General features: G+C 66.8%; 19 protein-coding genes. 11 read left to right on the top strand and 8 right to left on the bottom strand.

From position 1 onward, the window contains the following. From N7590_RS11340 to N7590_RS11310, 7 genes are all read right to left on the bottom strand, one after another. Positions 1-439 (bottom strand): transposase (locus tag N7590_RS11340; protein ID WP_279935516.1); only part of this gene is annotated, 439 nt, incomplete at its 3' end. A gap of 185 nt (positions 440-624) precedes the next feature. Continuing rightward, the gene (gene zipA / locus N7590_RS11335; protein ID WP_164240950.1) at positions 625-1,362 is read right to left on the bottom strand and encodes a cell division protein ZipA; all 738 of its coding nucleotides are present in this window, start codon (positions 1,360-1,362) and stop codon (positions 625-627) included. A 46-nt stretch (positions 1,363-1,408) separates the two neighbouring features. Next, positions 1,409-4,912 (bottom strand): chromosome segregation protein SMC, encoded by a 3,504-nt coding sequence (smc, locus tag N7590_RS11330; protein ID WP_164240949.1) that lies wholly within the window; start codon positions 4,910-4,912, stop codon positions 1,409-1,411. Positions 4,913-5,171: 259 nt separating this feature from the next. Then, a complete protein-coding gene (rplI, locus tag N7590_RS11325) occupies positions 5,172-5,621 on the bottom strand; it encodes a 50S ribosomal protein L9 (RefSeq protein ID WP_006452981.1) in 450 nt (149 codons plus the stop codon). Positions 5,622-5,726: 105 nt separating this feature from the next. Then, positions 5,727-5,957: a 30S ribosomal protein S18 gene (gene rpsR / locus N7590_RS11320; RefSeq protein ID WP_002804494.1), complete on the bottom strand. Its 231-nt coding sequence runs from the start codon at positions 5,955-5,957 to the stop codon at positions 5,727-5,729. A gap of 11 nt (positions 5,958-5,968) precedes the next feature. Further along, positions 5,969-6,406: a 30S ribosomal protein S6 gene (gene rpsF, locus N7590_RS11315; RefSeq protein ID WP_049445625.1), complete on the bottom strand. Its 438-nt coding sequence runs from the start codon at positions 6,404-6,406 to the stop codon at positions 5,969-5,971. A gap of 211 nt (positions 6,407-6,617) precedes the next feature. Next, complete coding sequence (locus N7590_RS11310; RefSeq protein ID WP_006452998.1) at positions 6,618-6,956, bottom strand: iron-sulfur cluster assembly accessory protein; 339 nt, start codon at positions 6,954-6,956, stop codon at positions 6,618-6,620. A gap of 128 nt (positions 6,957-7,084) precedes the next feature. Here N7590_RS11310 and asnS point away from each other — a divergent pair, with 128 nt between their 5' ends. From asnS to N7590_RS11255, 11 genes are all read left to right on the top strand, one after another. After that, positions 7,085-8,479, top strand: coding sequence for an asparagine--tRNA ligase (gene asnS, locus N7590_RS11305; protein WP_053450222.1), 1,395 nt, complete (start codon positions 7,085-7,087; stop codon positions 8,477-8,479). 33 nt (positions 8,480-8,512) lie between these two features. Continuing rightward, positions 8,513-8,812 (top strand): hypothetical protein, encoded by a 300-nt coding sequence (locus N7590_RS11300; protein WP_005417403.1) that lies wholly within the window; start codon positions 8,513-8,515, stop codon positions 8,810-8,812. Between the two features lie 7 nt (positions 8,813-8,819). Continuing rightward, entirely contained in the window at positions 8,820-9,134 is a 315-nt protein-coding gene (locus tag N7590_RS11295; protein ID WP_006453002.1) for a hypothetical protein, read from the top strand. 7 nt (positions 9,135-9,141) lie between these two features. Next, entirely contained in the window at positions 9,142-9,780 is a 639-nt protein-coding gene (locus tag N7590_RS11290; RefSeq protein ID WP_053511339.1) for an FMN-binding negative transcriptional regulator, read from the top strand. 72 nt (positions 9,781-9,852) lie between these two features. Continuing rightward, positions 9,853-10,515, top strand: coding sequence for a carbonate dehydratase (gene can, locus N7590_RS11285; protein ID WP_006453004.1), 663 nt, complete (start codon positions 9,853-9,855; stop codon positions 10,513-10,515). A gap of 19 nt (positions 10,516-10,534) precedes the next feature. Continuing rightward, a complete protein-coding gene (locus tag N7590_RS11280) occupies positions 10,535-11,056 on the top strand; it encodes a 3-hydroxyanthranilate 3,4-dioxygenase (RefSeq protein ID WP_053511338.1) in 522 nt (173 codons plus the stop codon). 204 nt (positions 11,057-11,260) lie between these two features. After that, a complete protein-coding gene (gene kynU, locus N7590_RS11275; RefSeq protein WP_053511337.1) occupies positions 11,261-12,535 on the top strand; it encodes a kynureninase in 1,275 nt (424 codons plus the stop codon). Positions 12,536-12,566: 31 nt separating this feature from the next. Next, on the top strand, positions 12,567-13,934 hold the full coding sequence (locus N7590_RS11270) for an NAD(P)/FAD-dependent oxidoreductase (protein WP_164240948.1): 1,368 nt from the start codon (positions 12,567-12,569) through the stop codon (positions 13,932-13,934). Beyond that, on the top strand, positions 13,934-15,373 hold the full coding sequence (gene sbcB / locus N7590_RS11265; protein ID WP_164240947.1) for an exodeoxyribonuclease I: 1,440 nt from the start codon (positions 13,934-13,936) through the stop codon (positions 15,371-15,373). Before N7590_RS11270 ends, sbcB begins: the two co-directional genes overlap by 1 nt. Next, positions 15,370-16,056: a DUF2461 domain-containing protein gene (locus N7590_RS11260; RefSeq protein ID WP_006453009.1), complete on the top strand. Its 687-nt coding sequence runs from the start codon at positions 15,370-15,372 to the stop codon at positions 16,054-16,056. The genes sbcB and N7590_RS11260 overlap by 4 nt, the downstream gene beginning before the upstream one ends. Positions 16,057-16,111: 55 nt before the next feature. After that, positions 16,112-16,663, top strand: a complete 552-nt coding sequence (locus N7590_RS11255) for a DUF2939 domain-containing protein (RefSeq protein WP_164240946.1) — start codon at positions 16,112-16,114, stop codon at positions 16,661-16,663. A gap of 78 nt (positions 16,664-16,741) precedes the next feature. Here N7590_RS11255 and N7590_RS11250 read toward each other — a convergent pair whose 3' ends face one another. After that, positions 16,742-17,686, bottom strand: coding sequence for a 5'-nucleotidase (locus N7590_RS11250; RefSeq protein ID WP_005410242.1), 945 nt, complete (start codon positions 17,684-17,686; stop codon positions 16,742-16,744). Between the last annotated feature and the right edge of the window lie 13 nt (positions 17,687-17,699).

The raw sequence follows: 17,699 nt of genomic DNA, 5'->3' as shown, positions 1-17,699 counted from the left end.
CCCGATCAAACCATCGGCACCACGCAAATGGGTACTCGCCCAACTGTTCCGCCAGGCCCGCACGGACAGGGTTGGCGGCAATGTACAGTGCTTGACTCCGCAGGGACTCATCACATCGCACAGCGTGGTCGTAATACCCCCGCTGCCAAAGTGGCCCGTCGGTTCCTGACAACCTGCTGCACCGGGATTTCATGATCTGCACCGAAGCAGCAAGCGTTCCTCCGCGAAGCTGCATCAACCAATGAATGTGGTCCGGCATGACCACCCAAGCGAGGTTGATACATCGGCCCTCCTGCTGGAGGCGCTGCAGCGTCGCCACCGCGAGTGCCGCCAGATCGGCGTCATCGAAGAATCGCTGACGGCGGTGAGTGATCGTGGTGATCGCGTAGACATTCCGGGATTGCGACCAACGACCTTTCAGGAGACGTGGGCTGGGCATGCCTGAGCATTACCGGACCGGGTCCAGTCGGGTATCGCTTGAATGCGGTCAGATGTGTAGGGAAGGCCCCAGTCGAGCATGGCTCGACTCTACACAACGCCATCCGCGCATGGCGTGGATCTACCCGGGGATACCGAACAACGACCGACGGTGGGTGCCGACCGTTGGCCGGCACGCCATGGCGCTCACCAGCGCGGGGTCTTGGTCAGCGGCGGTGCCTGGTGCTGGCGGTCGTAGGCACGCAGCTCATCGCGGATGTGCGCGATGCGCTGGCGGCCCAGGGCATTGCGGCTGTCATCCAGCACCACGCCATCCAGCAGTTCGGCCATCCGCTGCACGGTCGGCAGCATCTTCTCCCAGGCGTCCAGCGCGGTCAGCGGCGCAGGCAGGGTCAGGAAGAAGGCAATCGCCGGGGTTTCCATGGCGCGGATGTTGGCCATGTCGAAGCTGCCCGGTTTCATGATGCTGGCCATCGAGAAGATCGGGCCGCGCTCGGGATGGGCCTCCACCAGGCGGTGGAAGACATTCATGTGGCCAAACACCAGGCCGGTCTTTTCGGCCGCGACCACGATGTCCTCGCCGCGCAGCTGCTCGCCGGCGCGGGCGGCCACGAACAACGAGACGATCTTGTCGAAGTCCTGGGTGGCGCGCTTGCCGAGGTCGCTGGCCCCGGCGTCGGTGTCGGCCAGGCCGAGTTCGGCCTGCTCGCCTTCGCCGCCCATGCCCGGTTCGACCCGGCCATCAGCCAGCGCAACACCATCCTCGCCCAGCACCGGCTCGCGACGCTCGCCACTGCTTGGCTCCGCGCTTTCCACGCGGCGCCCCTGGGGCTTCTTCTTCGGACGGCCAAACAGGAAGATCGCGGCGATCAACAGCAGGCCGGCGGCCAGGATGCCGATGCGCAACAGTGCCGTGTCGGACATTCGATAGGTTCTCCGGCTAGTTCATTCAGGTAACTAGGATGGCACGTCAGGCCGCGCCCGCCAATCGCGCAGCTTCTTCCAGGTCCACGCTGACCAGGCGGCTGACGCCCGGCTCGCGCATGGTCACGCCCGACAGCTGGTGGGCGGCCTCCATCGTGGCCTTGTTGTGGCTGACGAACAGGAACTGCACCTTCTCGCTCATTTCCTTCACCATGTTGGCCAGGCGGCCGACGTTGGCTTCGTCCAGCGGCGCGTCCACCTCGTCCAGCAGGCAGAACGGCGCCGGGTTCAGCTGGAAGATGGCAAACACCAACGCCACTGCGGTCATCGCCTTCTCGCCACCGGACAGCAGCGAGATGCTGGAGACACGCTTGCCCGGGGGACGCGCCATGATGGTCACACCGGTGTCGAGCAGGTCTTCACCTGTCAGTTCCAGATAAGCATGGCCGCCACCGAACAGACGCGGATACAGCGCCTGTACACCTGCGTTGACGCGGTCGAAGGTGTCCTTGAAACGGCCACGGGTCTCGCGGTCGATCTTGCGGATGGCGTCCTCCAGGGTCTCCAGCGCGGTGGTCAGGTCCACATGCTGCGCATCCAGGTACTCCGAGCGCTGCGAGGCCTCGCCGTACTCGTGGATGGCCGCCAGGTTGACCGGCTCCAGCCGGCGCATGCGGCCGTCGATCTGGTGCACGGCCTGCTCCCAGTCGCCCAGGCGGGCGTCTTCGGGCAGTGCATTGAGTACGTCCTGCAGCACGAAACCGGCCTTTTCCACCGCGCCCTGCAGGGTGTCCGCGCTGAGCACCAGCGCCTGCTGGTCCAGCTTGCGCTGTGAAATACGCTCGCGCTGGGCCAGCGCCTGCTCGTCGCGCTGGTGACGGGTCTGCTCATAGTTGCGCAGCTCGGCGTCGATGCCATCGAGCAGCGTGCGCGCCTCGGTCAGCACGCGGTCGGCACGCACCCGTTCTTCCAGTGCGTTCTGGTGCTCGGCCTGCAGCGATTCGACCGGCGAATCACCTTCATCCAGCTGCGAGTGCAGTTCACCCAGGCGCGAATCCAGCTGCCCGCGCTGGGTACCCATGCGCTCCAGGGCCTGGCTCAGTGACGCCAGCTGCGCACGCTGCGATTCCAGGGTGAGCGCCAGCGAATGCGAGCGTTCGCGCACCGCACGCGCAGCATCACGGGCGAGGTCGCGCGCCTCGGTCAGCTGGCGGCGTTCGCCCTCCAAGCGCTGCCGGGTTGATTCCAGATCCCCCATGCTGCTGACCGCATTCTCCAACCGCGAGCGCGCTTCACGCGCCTGCGCGTTGTTGGCTTCCAGCGTTTCCTGCAGCTGCTTCAGTTCACCTTCGATGCGGTCGATGCGGGTACGAGCGGCTTCCACCTTGCCCTGCTGGCCCTGCAGCTGGCCGGCAAGCTCGGACACCGCACGGTGGGCCTGATACAACGTGCGTTGTGCGTCTTCGCGCTGCTGCTCGGCGGCCTGCAACTGCTCGCGGAAGCCGGCCAGCTGCTCTTCCAGCTCAGCCTCGCGATCCTGCAGTTGCTCGATCTGCTCGCGCAGTTCGTTGATCTCACGTTCGCGCAGCAATGCGCCCTGCTGGGCCGCACCCGAGCGCGAAACGCGCAGCCAGCCCTGGCCCAGGCGCTCGCCGCCCTGGGTGATGATCGAATCGCCTTCGGGCAGGCTGGCCTGCAGCGTCTTCGCCTCGGCCAGATCACGTGCACCGTGCAGGTGCGCCAGCAGGCGACGGATCGCGGCCGGGCCACGCACGCGTGCCGCCAGCGAGGTCGGGGCAACCTTCAGGTCCGCATCATCGTCGGCAACCAGCGCGATGTGACCTTCGCCCAGCTCACCCAGCGCATCGACCAGCCCGTCCGGGTCATCGACCAGCACGCCTTCGATCAACTGGCCGAGCGCACTTTCGACCGCATTTTCCCAACCAGCATCGACATCAAGGCGTTCGCCGACACGCGCCGCCGAATCCAGTCCATGCGCCTTCAGCCAGGCCACGGCGGCGCCCTGCTCCTGGCCGAGCGCGGCCTGCTGCAGGGTTTCCAGCGATGCCAGGCGGCCGCGCAGCCCATTGGCCTGCTTGCGCAGTTCGGCCAGTTCGTTCTGGCCGTTGCGCTGCTGCTCCTGCACGGCTGCCACGCCCTGCTTGCGGTGTTCGACCTCTTCGCCCAGTTCGTCCAGCGCGGTCTTCTGCGTGTCGTGCTGCAGATGCAGCTGCTCGAAGGCTTCTTCCAGCGCGTCCACGTCCAGCCCGGCGCGCTCGGCGGCCAGTGCTTCGCGGCGGCGGTCGGCGTCGAGGACCTGCTTGTCCAGGTAGTCCACGCGGGTACGCTCGACATCGCCGGCGCGCGAGGCTTCCGAACTCTGCGAGGTGTGCTGTTCCCAACGCTGCTGCCAGCTGGCCAGCCGGTCCTCGGCCTCGCGCAGGCTTTCCTGCTTGATCTCGTTCTCTTCCTGCAGCTCCTCCAGCTGCGGGGCGGCGGCCTCCACCGCCTCGCGCAGCACCATCAGCTTGGCCTCGTCGCCGCTGATGTGCTGGCCCAGTTCGGCCAACGCCTGGCGGGTCTCGTCGCGCGCCTTGTGCAGGCGCTGCGACAGCTCGCGCTGGTGCTGGATCTGCTGTTCCAGGCGCGCCAGCGTGCTGCCCACCTGGTAGACCGCGGCCTGCGCGGTATTGAGCGCATCGGCGGCCTCTTCGCGACGCACGCGCGAGGTCTCGATGCGGGCCTCGGCATCGCGCTGGTCTGCGATCAGCTGCTGCAGCTTGGTCTCTTCCTGCGACAGGCCTTCGCGCAGCTTCGACAGGCGGCCGTCGAGCCCACGGAATTCCAGGGCCTTCCACTCGGCGTCCTTGACCCGGCGCTCTTCCTGCAGGGCCTGGTACTGCTCGGCCTGCCGGGCCTGGCGCTTGAGGTGCTCGAGCTGCTTGCTGATCTCGTCGCGCAGGTCGCCCAGCCGGTCCAGGTTCTCGCGGGTATGGCGGATGCGGGTCTCGGTTTCCTTGCGGCGCTCCTTGTACTTGGAGATGCCGGCCGCCTCTTCCAGGTACACGCGCAGGTCTTCCGGGCGCGCCTCGATGATCTGGCTGATCATGCCCTGCTCGATGATCGAGTAGCTGCGCGGGCCCAGGCCGGTGCCGAGGAACAGGTCGGTGATGTCGCGGCGACGGCACTTGGTGCCGTTGAGATAGTAGTTGCTGGTGCCGTCGCGGCTGACCGTGCGCTTGACCGAGATTTCGTTGAACGAGGCGTATTCGCCGGAAATCGTATGGTCGGAGTTGTCGAAGATCAGCTCGACGGTGGCCTGCGAGACCGGCTTGCGGGCGTTGGAGCCGGAGAAGATCACGTCGGTCAGCGAGTCGCCGCGCAGGCGGCTGGCCGAACTTTCGCCCATGACCCAGCGCACGGCGTCGATGATGTTCGACTTGCCGCAGCCATTGGGCCCCACCACGCCGGTCATGTTGGTCGGCAGGTGCAGGGTGGTCGGATCGACGAACGACTTGAAGCCGGACAGCTTGATCGTGGAAAGACGCATAGGGGTTCCGGACTGGGGCCGGCAAGCGGCCTGCGTTTACCCTCCAAGTCATTGATCCTGTTGGGATCGATGCCCGTGGAACGGGTGTGACGCCCTGAGTATACCGATGTGGCCGTGTTCTACGAATGGGCGTGGAACATTGTCCGGCCCCGCCCCGCCGGCCAGGCGTGGCGCAACGCTGAGAAAGCGGGCCATAAAACAAAACGGGCACCCTTGCGGGCGCCCGTTCTGCGGTGATTCCAGGCCTTGCGGCGCGGGATCAGGCTTCGGCGACGACGACGACCTTGACGGTGGTCTCGACGTCGGCGTGCAGGTGGACCAGCACGTCGTATTCGCCGATGTTGCGGAAGGCGCCTTCGCCCAGGATGACTTCGCTCTTGCTGACCGGCAGGCCGGCAGCGGTGAAGGCATCGGCGATTTCACGGGCGCCGACCGAGCCGTACAGCTTGCCTTCGGTCGAAGCGTTGGCGGCGATGGTCACGCTCGCGCCTTCCAGCTTGGCCTTGCGGGCGTCAGCGTCGGCGTGGATGGCCTGGGCCTTGGCTTCGTACTCGGCGCGCTTGGCTTCGAACTCGGCCTTGTTGCTCTCGGTGGCCGGAACGGCCTTGCCCTGCGGCACGAGGAAGTTACGGCCGTAGCCCGGCTTCACGTCGACCAGGTCGCCCAGGTTGCCGAGGTTGGTGACTTTCTGCAGGAGGATCAGCTGCATGGTATTGCTCCAGATGAGTTATTCGTTAGCGAGGCGACGCCCCGCAACAAAGGCTGTCCGAATAGCTGGCACAGCGGGGGCGGCACCGGGCCGCCCCGCCGGGCATCAGACGTCGTGGTTGTCGGTGTACGGGATCAGGGCCAGGAAGCGAGCGCGCTTGACGGCGGTCGCCAGCTGGCGCTGGTACTTCGACTTGGTACCGGTGACGCGGCTCGGCACGATCTTGCCGTTCTCGGTCAGGTACTGGCGCAGGGTGTTGAGATCCTTGTAGTCGATCTCCTTCACACCTTCAGCCGTGAACTTGCAGAACTTGCGGCGACGGAAGAACTTGGACATGGGAAGGCTCCTTAGGCGGCGGAAGCGGCGTCGTCGCCGGCTTCGTTGTCAGCGGTGGTGGTGGACTCGCCTTCTTCGTCGTCACGACGACGGCGCTCACCGCGCTCCGGCTTGTCACCCTTCTCGTCCTTGCTCTTCATGATCAGCGACTGCTCGGTGTCAGCCTCGTCACGCTTGATGACCAGGTTGCGCAGCACGGCGTCGTTGAAGCGGAAGCTTTCGGTCAGCTCGTTCAGCACGGCCTGGTCGGCTTCGATGTTCAGCAGCACGTAGTGCGCCTTCACCAGGTTCTGGATCGGGTACGCCAGCTGGCGGCGGCCCCAGTCTTCCAGGCGGTGGATGGTGCCGTTGCCGTTCTCGACCAGCGACTTGTAGCGCTCGATCATGGCCGGGACCTGCTCGCTCTGGTCCGGGTGGACCATGAACACGATTTCGTAATGACGACTCATGTTTTTTCTACCTTTCGGATGTGGCCTTGCGGCCGGACAGCCCCCCGCCGTTGAGACCGCGGTGGGGCAAGGATTCCCGCCAGGAAGGCAGGAAGCCGCGCATTATGGCGCAGATGGGGGTGCCGGGCAACCGGGGCGGGGCCGGACGAAGCTGAACCGGGGCGCCCCTCCCCCCTGCCGACCAAGGTCAGCGACCACCAAGGCGCAGGCGTCAGGCCTTGTCGGCGTCGGTGGTGAAGCTCTCGCCGCAGCCACACTCGGCGGTGGCGTTCGGGTTGCTGAACGTGAAGGTCTCGCTCAGGCCGTGCTTGCCGAAGTCGATCACCGTGCCGTCCACCAGCGCCAGACTCTTGGCATCGACGTAGATCTTCACGCCGTCCTGGTCGAACACGGTATCGCCTTCGCGCTCGTCGCGGGCCAGGTCGGTGACGTGGCCCCAGCCGGAACAGCCGGTCTTGGTCACGCCGAAACGCAGACCCAGCGCGCCGGGGGTCTGGGCGACGAAGCGCTGCACGCGCTCGAAGGCAATGGGGGTCAGGCTGACGGCCATGGGGCTACTCCAGATGTACGGGGACATTATAAGGAGCCGTTGCCGCGAAAAATGCCTCGCAAGCGGAACACTGCAACCGGTAAACTCCCGTGTTCACAGATCGAGTCGATCAGCAGAGGATTCAAGTCATGACGGTGGTCAGCGTTGAACATGCGCTTGCCGGGAAGATCCCGGAAGGCGGCGAAGTCACGGTACGCGGATGGGTGCGCACGGTGCGCGGTTCAGCGAATCTGGCCTTCGTGAATGTGAGCGACGGCTCCTGCTTCGCCCCGATCCAGGTCGTGGCCAACGACACCCTGGCCAACTTCGACGAGATCAAGCGCCTGACCAGCGGCTGCTCGGTCATCGCCACCGGCACCCTGGTGAAGTCGCAGGGCAAGGGCCAGTCGTTCGAGATCCAGGCCAGCGCGCTAGAAGTGGTCGGCTGGGTCGAAGACCCGCTCACCTACCCGATCCAGCCCAAGCCGATGTCGCCGGAGTTCCTGCGTGAAGTGGCGCACCTGCGCCCGCGCACCAACCTGTTCGGCGCAGTCACCCGCATCCGCAACTGCCTGGCCCAGGCCGTGCACCGTTTCTTCCACGAGAACGGCTTCAACTGGATCAGCACGCCGATCATCACCACCTCCGACGCCGAAGGCGCCGGCCAGATGTTCCGCGTGTCCACCCTGGACATGGTGAACCTGCCGCGTGACGAGAAGGGCGCGATCGATTTCAGCCGCGACTTCTTCGGCAAGGAAACCTTCCTGACCGTGTCCGGCCAGCTGAACGTCGAGGCCTACTGCCTGGCGCTGAGCAAGGTCTACACCTTCGGCCCGACCTTCCGCGCCGAGAACAGCCACACCACCCGCCATCTGGCGGAGTTCTGGATGATCGAGCCGGAAATCGCCTTCGCCGACCTGGCCGAAGATGCACGCCTGGCCGAAGAGTTCCTGAAGTACCTGTTCCGCGCCGTGCTGAACGAGCGCAGCGACGACCTGGCCTTCATCGCCGAGCGCGTGGACAAGAACGCGATCACCAAGCTGGAAGACTTCATCAACGCACCGTTCGAACGCATCGACTACACCGATGCGGTCAGCCTGCTGCAGAAGTCCGGCAAGAAGTTCGACTTCCCGGTCGAATGGGGCCTGGACCTGCAGACCGAGCACGAGCGCTGGCTGACCGAGGAACATGTCGGCCGCCCGGTGGTGGTGACCAACTATCCGGAGCACATCAAGGCCTTCTACATGCGCCTGAACGACGACGGCAGGACCGTCGCCGCGATGGACGTGCTGGCCCCGGGCATCGGCGAGATCATCGGCGGCAGCCAGCGCGAAGAGCGCCTGGACGTGCTGGACGCGCGCATGGCCCAGTTCGGCCTGGACCGCGAGCACTACAGCTGGTACCGCGATTTCCGTCGCTACGGCTCGGTGCCGCACGCCGGCTTCGGCCTCGGCTTCGAGCGCCTGGTGGTGTACGTCTGCGGCCTGTCCAACATCCGCGATGCGATCCCCTACCCGCGCGCCCCGGGCAGCGCGGACTTCTAAGCCACTTCACACGACCACGGAGGTACTGCCCCCATGACCCTGTTCTTCGCCCTCTGTTTCGTCGGCGTTGCAGTGGCCGGGTTCAGTGCCTTCGTGATCTTCTGGCCACTGACCCTGGTGCACGTGCGCGATCGCCATCCGGCGCTCGCCGAGCGCTTCGGCAGTGGCGCCTTCCTCAAGCCCGATGCCCTGGCCTGGCTGCTGCGCCGCGACTATCGCCAGCAACCGGACCGCTCGTTGTCCGGGCTGGCGACCCCGGCCTGGGTATCGCTGCTGACCCTGCTGGCCGGACTGGGCATGGCCGCCCTGCTCTGGCTGGCCTCGCTCTGGTAACACATCCATGAATGACATCACCGCCTCGCGCGACAGCTGGTGGCTGGCCAGCCTCGGCAACACCCTGATCTGGGCGCGCCTGCGCGTGCGCCCGGCCGGCACCGCTGAAGTGCTCGACAGCGATGGCAACACGCTGAGCTATGACAGCGAAGACACCGCCCGTTCGCAGCTGTTCGATGCCGAGTTCGTCGAGTACGACGGCCTGGACGAGGAAGACGCACTGGTGCGTGGCTTCAGCCTGCATGAAGTGCAGCCGCCGCAGGCCGACAGCGACGAAGGCCTGCGGGGACGCATGATCCAGTCGCTGGGCGGGCGCGCCTGACCCGCGCATGTTCACCCCGCGCGCCTTCGCCGAGACCGACCTGCTCTGGCTGGACCGCCTGCTGGCGCGCGATCCGTTCGTGACCGTGCTCACCACGGGCAGCGATGGCCTGCCGGAGCTGACCCGGATGCCGGTGCTGTACCGGCGTGACGGTGATCGTATCGAGCTGCGCGGGCACTGGGCCCGTGCCAACCCGCAGTCACGCCATCGTGGCGCGGCCAAGGTGCTGGTCGATGGCCCACATGGCTACATCTCGGCCAGCTGGTACCCGGACAAGGAGCCCGCTGCGCGGGTGCCAACCTGGAACTACGCTGCGGCGGAACTGCGCGGCCAGCTGCATACCTTTGACGATACCGCTGCGCTGGCCGAGCTGGTCGGCGCCATCAGCGACCGCTTCGAAGCCAGCGTCGGCCAGGCCTGGCAGTTCGATGGCGCGCGCACCGAGCATGGCCCGGAACTGCGCGCCATCATCGGTTTCCGTTTCCAGGTCGAGCACGTGCAGCTGAAGCTCAAGCTGAGCCAGAATCATCCCGACGCCAACCAGCAGGCAGTGGTCGCCGCGCTGGACGCGCTGGCCACTCCATCTTCCCAGGAACTGGCGCAGTGGATGCGCTGGCACCGCGAACAGGCCGCCCGCAGCGACTGAGCGCAACAGATTCCCGCGACGACGCAGCCGGAGGGTTGCGGCGAGCCCCTACCCGACGCCAGGGACCCGAACATGAAAGACATCCACAAGCTGCTGCAGAACAACCGCGACTGGGCCGACCGCATCGAGAAGGAAGACCCCGAGTTCTTCCACCAGCTGGCCAAGCAGCAGCACCCGGAATACCTGTGGATCGGCTGCTCCGATTCGCGCGTGCCGGCCAACCAGATCATCGGCATGGCCCCGGGTGAGGTGTTCGTGCACCGCAACGTGGCCAACGTGGTCGCGCACACCGACCTGAACTGCCTGAGCGTGGTGCAGTACGCAGTGGACCAGCTGAAGGTGAAGCACATCCTGATCGTCGGCCATTACGGCTGCGGTGGCGTGCACGCCTGCCTGCACAACACCCGCGTCGGCCTGGCCGACAACTGGCTGCGCCACGTCGGTGACGTGATGCAGAAGCACACCGCGATCATCGACGCCATCGAGACCGACGAACTCAAGCACGCACGCCTGTGCGAACTGAACGTGATCGAGCAGGTCGCCAACCTGTGCCGCTCGACCATCGTGCAGGATGCCTGGGCCCGTGGCCAGAAGCTGATGGTGCACGGCTGGGTCTACAGCCTCAAGGACGGCCGCGTGCGCGAAATGGGCATCGACGTCGGCGCGCCGGAAGAGCTGCAGCCCGCCTACGAAAAGGCGCTGTCCTACGTGCCGCGCAAGGGCAAGCGCGACTGACCTCCAAGGGAAACCGATCATGCTCGCTTCGCCGATCAACCTGCACGCCTGGATCGAAGAACACCGCCACCTGCTGAAGCCGCCGGTGGGCAACAAGATGATCGACAACGGTGACTTCATCGTGATGGTGGTCGGCGGGCCGAACTCGCGCACCGATTACCACTACGACGAAGGCCCGGAGTGGTTCTACCAGCTGGAGGGCGAGATGGTGCTGAAGGTGCAGGAGGATGGCGCGGTGCGCGACATTCCGATCCGCGCCGGCGAAATCTTCCTGCTGCCGGGAAAGGTGCCGCACTCGCCACGGCGCCCGCCCGGCGGCGTCGGCCTGGTAGTCGAGCGCAAGCGCCTGCCGCATGAGCTGGACGGCGTGATCTGGCACTGCGAGCGCTGCAATCACAAGCTGCACGAAGAGTTCTTCCCGCTGCAGAACATCGAAACCGACCTGCCCAAGGTCTTCGCGCGCTACCACTCCAGCCTGGATCTGCGTACCTGCAGCGCCTGCGGGCATGTGGACCCGCTGCCGGCACCGGCGGCGGGCTGAGCCATCGATCGGTAGTCGCCCACCGTGGTGGGCGCTTGCCCGCTCCCGCTCTGGTAGATGCCCACCTTGGTGGGCGCTTCGTCACACGTGCGCCAACCTGGGGTGGCGACCAGCGGATCACGTGGTGCTGGTAGCGGCTTGACCGCTACCGGGCCTTCCCCCAGGCGCTACACTGGCAGCCCCGTTGCAGCCTGTTGCCCGACCATGTCCGACCTGCTCAGCCGCACCCACGCCATTGCCCTGGACGCCGCCGATCCGCTGCGTCCGCTGCGCAACGAATTCCTGATTCCGCGCCATGGTGGCGGCGAGCAGACCTACTTTGTCGGCAACTCGCTGGGCCTGCAGCCGCGCGGTGCGCAGGCAGCCGTGCAGGAAGTGATGAAGCAGTGGGGCGAACTGGCCGTGGAAGGCCACTTCACCGGCCCGACGCAGTGGCTGTCCTACCACCGCCTGGTGAGCGCACAACTGGCCCGCGTGGTCGGTGCGCTGCCCAGCGAAGTGGTGGCGATGAATACCCTGAGCGTGAACCTGCACCTGATGATGGTCAGCTTCTACCGGCCGACCGCGCAGCGCCCGGTGATCCTGATGGAAGCCGGCGCGTTCCCCACCGATCGCCACGCCGTGGAGGCGCAGATCCGCTTCCATGGCTTCGACCCCGCCGAGTGCCTGGTGGAAGTACAGCCGGACGAAGCCAATGGCACGATCTCGCTCACGGCGATCGAGCGTGCCATCGCCGAGCATGGCCCGCGCCTGGCGCTGGTGCTTTGGCCCGGCGTGCAGTACCGCACCGGCCAGGCCTTCGACCTCGATGCGATCACCCGCGCCGCACGCCTGCACGGTGCGCGGATCGGCTTCGATCTTGCACATTCGATCGGCAACCTGCCGCTGCGCCTGCATGACGTCGCACCTGATTTCGCCGTGTGGTGCCACTACAAGTACCTCAACAGCGGACCGGGAGCGGTGGCTGGCGCGTTCGTGCATGAGCGGCACCATCGCGACACCACCCTGCCACGCTTCGCTGGCTGGTGGGGCCATGAGGAAGCCACCCGCTTCCAGATGGCGCCGCAGTTCATCCCGGCCACGGGTGCCGAGGGCTGGCAGCTGAGCAATCCGCCGATCCTCGGCCTGGCACCGCTGCGTGCGTCGCTGGACCTGTTCGAGCGCGCCGGCATGGACGCCCTGCGCAGCAAATCGGTGGCGCTGACCGGCATGCTCGAAGCGCTGGTGCGCGCGCGCCTGTCGAGCGTTCTGGACATCATCACCCCGGCCGAACCGCAACGCCGCGGCTGCCAGCTGTCGCTGCGCGTGATCGGTGGCCGCGAGCGCGGCCGCGCCCTGTTCGAGCACCTGCGCGGCATCGGCGTGCTCGGCGACTGGCGCGAACCGGACGTGATCCGGATTTCGCCCACCCCGCTCTACAACCGCTACCTGGACGTGCACCATTTCGTCGAGGAAGTGGAAGCCTGGGCTGGCCTCTGAGCCCGCCCCTTCCCTACTGCTGGACAGTTCGTTGATCGCACATGCCTCCCGCTCGTTGAGCATCATCGGTGCCGGCCTCGCCGGTTCTCTGCTGGCCATCCTGCTGTCACGCCAGGGCTGGCGCATCACCCTGTACGAGCGCCGCGGCGATCCGCGCGTGGCCGACTATGAAAGCGGCCGTTCGATCAACCTGGCGTTGGCCGAGCGCGGGCGCAACGCGCTGCGCCAGGCGGGCGTGGAAGACGAGGTGATGGCGCGCGCGGTGATGATGCGCGGGCGCATGGTGCATCCGCGCGAGGGCAAACCGCAGCTGCAGCGCTACGGCCGCGACGACAGCGAGGTGATCTGGTCGATCCATCGCAGCGACCTGAACACCACGCTGCTGGAACTGGCCGAACAGGCTGGCGCCACCGTGCACTTCCATCGCCGCCTGCACACCGTCGATTTCGACGCAGGCTACGCGCGTTTCATCGATGACCGCGACGACAGCCCGCACGACATCCGCTTCGACACCCTGATCGGTGCCGACGGCGCCGGATCGGCCCTGCGCGCAGCGATGAACCGGCGCGCGCCGCTGGGCGAGGACATCGCCTTCCTCGACCATTCCTACAAGGAGCTGGAGATCCCGCCGGCCGCCGACGGCAGCTTCCGCATCGAGCGCAATGCACTGCACATCTGGCCACGCGGCCACTACATGTGCATCGCCCTGCCCAACCACGAAGGCACCTTCACCGTCACCCTGTTCCTGCCGAACCAGGGCGATCCCAGCTTTGCCACCGTCAACACCGGCGCGCAGGCAGAGGCGCTGTTCGCGCGCGAGTTCGCCGACACCCTGCCGTTGATCCCGAACCTGCGCGCGGACTGGGAACAGCATCCACCCGGCCTGCTCGGTACGCTCACCCTGGACCGTTGGCACCAGGGCGGCCGCGCCGTGCTGATCGGCGACGCCGCGCATGCGATGGTGCCATTCCACGGCCAGGGCATGAACTGCGCGTTCGAGGACTGCGTGGCGCTGGCCCGCCACCTGATGGAAGCGGATGATCTGCAAGGCGCGTTCGCCGCGTTCGAGGCCGAGCGCAAGCCGAACGCGCGCGCCATCCAGCAGATGGCGCTGGAAAACTACCTGGAAATGCGTGACCGCGTGGCCGATCCTGCGTTCCTGCTGCAGCGTGAGCTGGAACAGGAACTGCAGCGACGCTGGCCGACCCGCTTCGTGCCGCATTACACGATGGTCACCTTCCTGCACACGCCCTACGCCGAAGCGCTGCGCCGTACCGAGCTGCAGCGCGACATGCTGGTGGCCGCCACCGCCGGCCACGATTCATTGGACAACATCGACTGGGCCGCGCTGGAAACACGGATACACGCGCAGTTGCCGGTCCTGGAGGGCGCGCACTGATGGCCGACAGCTTCCTGTTCTACGACCTGGAAACCTTCGGCCAGGATCCGCGCCGCACTCGCATCTCGCAGTACGCGGCGATCCGCACCGACGCTGAGCTCAACGAGATTGAAACGCCGGTCAGCTTCTTCGTGCGCCCGGCCGACGACCTGCTGCCCTCACCGATGGCGACCCTGGTCACCGGCATCACGCCGCAGCAGGCCATGGCCGAAGGCATCAGCGAGGCCGAGGCTTTCGACCGCATCAACGAACAGCTGTCACGCCCCGGCACCTGCGCACTGGGCTACAACACGCTGCGCTTCGACGACGAGTTCATCCGCTACGGCCTGTTCCGCAATTTCCATGACCCGTACGAACGCGAGTGGCGCAACGGCAATTCGCGCTGGGACCTGCTGGACATGCTGCGGCTGATGCGCGCCATGCGCCCGGACGGCATCCAGTGGCCGCTGCGCGAAGACGGCGCCACCTCGTTCAAGCTCGAACATCTGGCCGAAGCCAACAACGTGCGCGAAGGCGATGCACACGAAGCACTGTCCGACGTGCGCGCCACCATCGGCATGGCGCGCCTGTTCAAGCAGTCGCAGCCGCGCCTGTGGGAGTACGCGCTGAAGCTGCGCGACAAGCGTTTCGTCGGTGGCCTGCTGGACATCGCCGCGTTGAAGCCGGTACTGCACATCTCCATGCGCTACCCGGCCAGCCGCCTGTGCGCGGCGCCGGTGCTGCCGCTGGCGGTGCACCCGACCATCAACAACCGGGTGATCGTATTCGACCTCGACGGCGACATCGACGACCTGCTGCAACTGCCGGCCGAGGTGATCGCGCAGCGCCTGTACATGCGTGCCAGCGAGCTGCCCGAAGGCGTGGCGCGGGTGCCGCTGAAGGAGGTGCACCTGAACAAGGTGCCGGCGCTGATCGCCTGGAACCACCTGCGCGCCGACGACCATGATCGCCTGGGCCTGGACGTGGCGGCTATCGAGGCCAAGGTCGAACGGCTGCGTCCTTTCGCCGCGCAGCTGGCCGAAAAGGCACGCCAGGTCTACAACCAGCCCCGCGCCGCCACCGTGGCCGACGTCGACGCCTCGCTGTACGACGGCTTCCTCGGCAACGGCGACAAGCCATTGCTTGCCCTGGCGCGCACCACCGCACCGGAACAGCTGGCCGAGCTGGAAGGCCGCTTCCGCGACCCGCGCCTGCCCGAGCTGCTGTTCCGCTACCGTGCGCGCAACCATCCCGGCAGCCTCGCACCGGCTGAACGCCAGCGCTGGCAGGATTACCGCCGCCAGCGCCTGCTCGGAGACGGCGGCCTGGGTGAACTCAACCTGCCCCAGTACCAGCAGCAGCTTGATGCACTGGCCGCCGATGCACCCGACGATGCGCGGCGCCAGGCCCTGCTGCAATCGCTGCGCGACTGGGGCCAGCATCTGCAGGAGACGTTGTGAGTACCTATTTCTCGGACGCCAGCTTCAGGTTCCTGCGCAGCCTGGCGCGGCATAACGAAAAGGCATGGTTCAACGACCACCGCCAGCAGTACGAAGACCACGTGCGGCAGCCGTTCCTGCGCCTGCTCGGCGACCTTCAGCCGGCGTTGGCCGAGGTCAGCGACCATTTCCGCGCCGATACCCGTGGCGTCGGTGGCTCGCTGTTCCGCATCCATCGCGACGCGCGTTTTTCCAACGACAAGTCGCCCTACAAGACCTGGCAGGGTGCGCGGCTGTTCCATGAGCGCCGCCGCGAAGTGGCCGCGCCCTCGTTCTACGTGCACCTGCAACCGGGAGAGAGCTTCGTCGGCGCCGGGCTGTGGCATCCGGAACCGGAAACCCAGCGCCGCGTGCGCCACTTCATCCTCGACAACCCGGGCAGCTGGAAGGCCGCCGCGCATGCGCCCGCGCTGCGCAGGCGCTTCGACTTCGAGGAAAGCGAGAAGCTGGTGCGGCCGCCGCGCGGTTTCCCGGCTGATTTCGAGTTCATCGACGACCTCAAGCACCGCAACTGGGTGATGTGGCGCTCGCTGGACGACGCGACCATGACCGGCCCGCGCCTGCTGTCCACGCTGGGCAAGGATCTGGCGGCACTCGGCCCGTTCGTCGACTACCTGTGCGCCGCGCTGGACCTGGAGTTCTGAGCCACATCACCCGCCATTCACCACTGGCCGCCTCACTTGCGGCAGTCTGGGCGGCATGAAGAAGCTCATCGCAGTGCTGGTCCTGGTGGTTCTCGCGCTGTCCGCGTGGTGGTTCGGCGGCCCGTACGTGACCGTGCATGGCCTGTCCAGGGCCATCGAGCAGCGCGACACCGCGCGGCTGGAGCGCTACGTCGATTTCCCACGTGTGCGCAGCAGCCTGCGCGCGCAGCTCAACGACTACCTGGTGCGCCAGGCCGGCCCGGATGTGGCGGCCAGCCCGTTCGGCGCCCTGCTCTACGGCCTGGGTGACCAGCTCGGCGGCGCCGCGGTGGACACCATGGTGACCCCGACCGGAATCGGCGCGATGCTGCAGGGCCACGTGCTGTGGAAGCGCGGCCGCAATGAATTGAAGGGCGGCGATGCCTTCGGCCCGACCGAGCCGGCACGGCCGCTGAAGAATGCCGAGCATCACTTCGAAGCACTGGACCGCTTCGTGGTCGACGTCGACCGCGGCCCTGGCCAACCGCCACTGAAGGTGGTGCTGGAGCCGCAGGGCCTGCGCTGGAAGGTGGTGGACCTGCAGCTGGGGATGTCAGGTACGCATTGACCGGTACCTGCCCACCTTGGTGGGCGCCGATGCATGGCCGTGCCAACCAACGGTTGGCACCTACCGATCAAGTCCGCCTTATCCCTCGTTGGCGACGCCGTGCGGCACGTGACCGGCGGCCACATGCTCACGCGCACTGTCGATGTTGTGCTGTGAATCGTCGAAGAAGATGTCGGCGCCGAACGCCTGCAGGAATGGGCCCTTGTGGCGGCCACCAAGGAACAGCGCCTCGTCCAGGCGCACGCCCCACTCACGCAGGGTGCGGATCACCCGCTCGTGGGCCGGTGCCGAGCGCGCGGTGACCAGCGCAGTACGGATCGGTGCACTCTCTCCCGCCGGGAACACCTCCTGCAGCGTGTGCAGGGCCGACAGGAAACCGCGGAACGGGCCGCCACTGAGCGGTTCGCGGGCGCGTTCGCGTTCGTGGCGGCCGAAGGCTTCCACGCCCTGTTCGCGCGAGATGCGCTCACTCTCGTCGCCGAAGATCACCGCGTCGCCGTCGAAGGCGATGCGCAGCTGCCCGGCCGGTCGACCGGTGTCGATCTGGTCGGCCGCCGCAGCGGCAGTCTCGCCGGGCGGCTTGGGCAGGATGGTCGCCGCTGCGATGCCATGGCGCAATGCGCTGCGCACCGATTCCGGGTTGGCCGACAGGAACAGGTCGGTGCCGAACGGCTTCACGTAGGGCCAGGTCGGCTCGCCGGCGGTGAACGTGGCGCGGATGATGCCCAGACCGTAATGCTGGATCGAATTGAAGATGCGCAGGCCGGTATCGGCCGAATTGCGCGACAGCAGGATCACCTCGACGCGCGGATTTTCCGGGCTGGCGCCCTGGTTCAGCGCCAGCAGCTTGCGCACCACCGGGAAGGCCACGCCGGGGCCGAGGATGTCGTCCTCATGCTGGCGCTGGAATTCGGCGTAGGCCGCCACGCCATCGCTCTCGAACAGCGCATGGCTTTCCTCGAGGTCGAACAGGGCGCGCGAGGTCACCGCGACGGTCAGCAAACGGGGGGAGTTGTCGCCCATCGGTGGGGTCCTT

Source organism: Stenotrophomonas sp. GD04024 (genome assembly GCF_029837545.1).
GTDB classification, from domain to species: Bacteria; Pseudomonadota; Gammaproteobacteria; order Xanthomonadales; family Xanthomonadaceae; genus Stenotrophomonas; species Stenotrophomonas forensis.
Note: the sequence above shows the minus strand (reverse complement) of the source record. Positions and strands in the feature narration are given on the sequence as shown.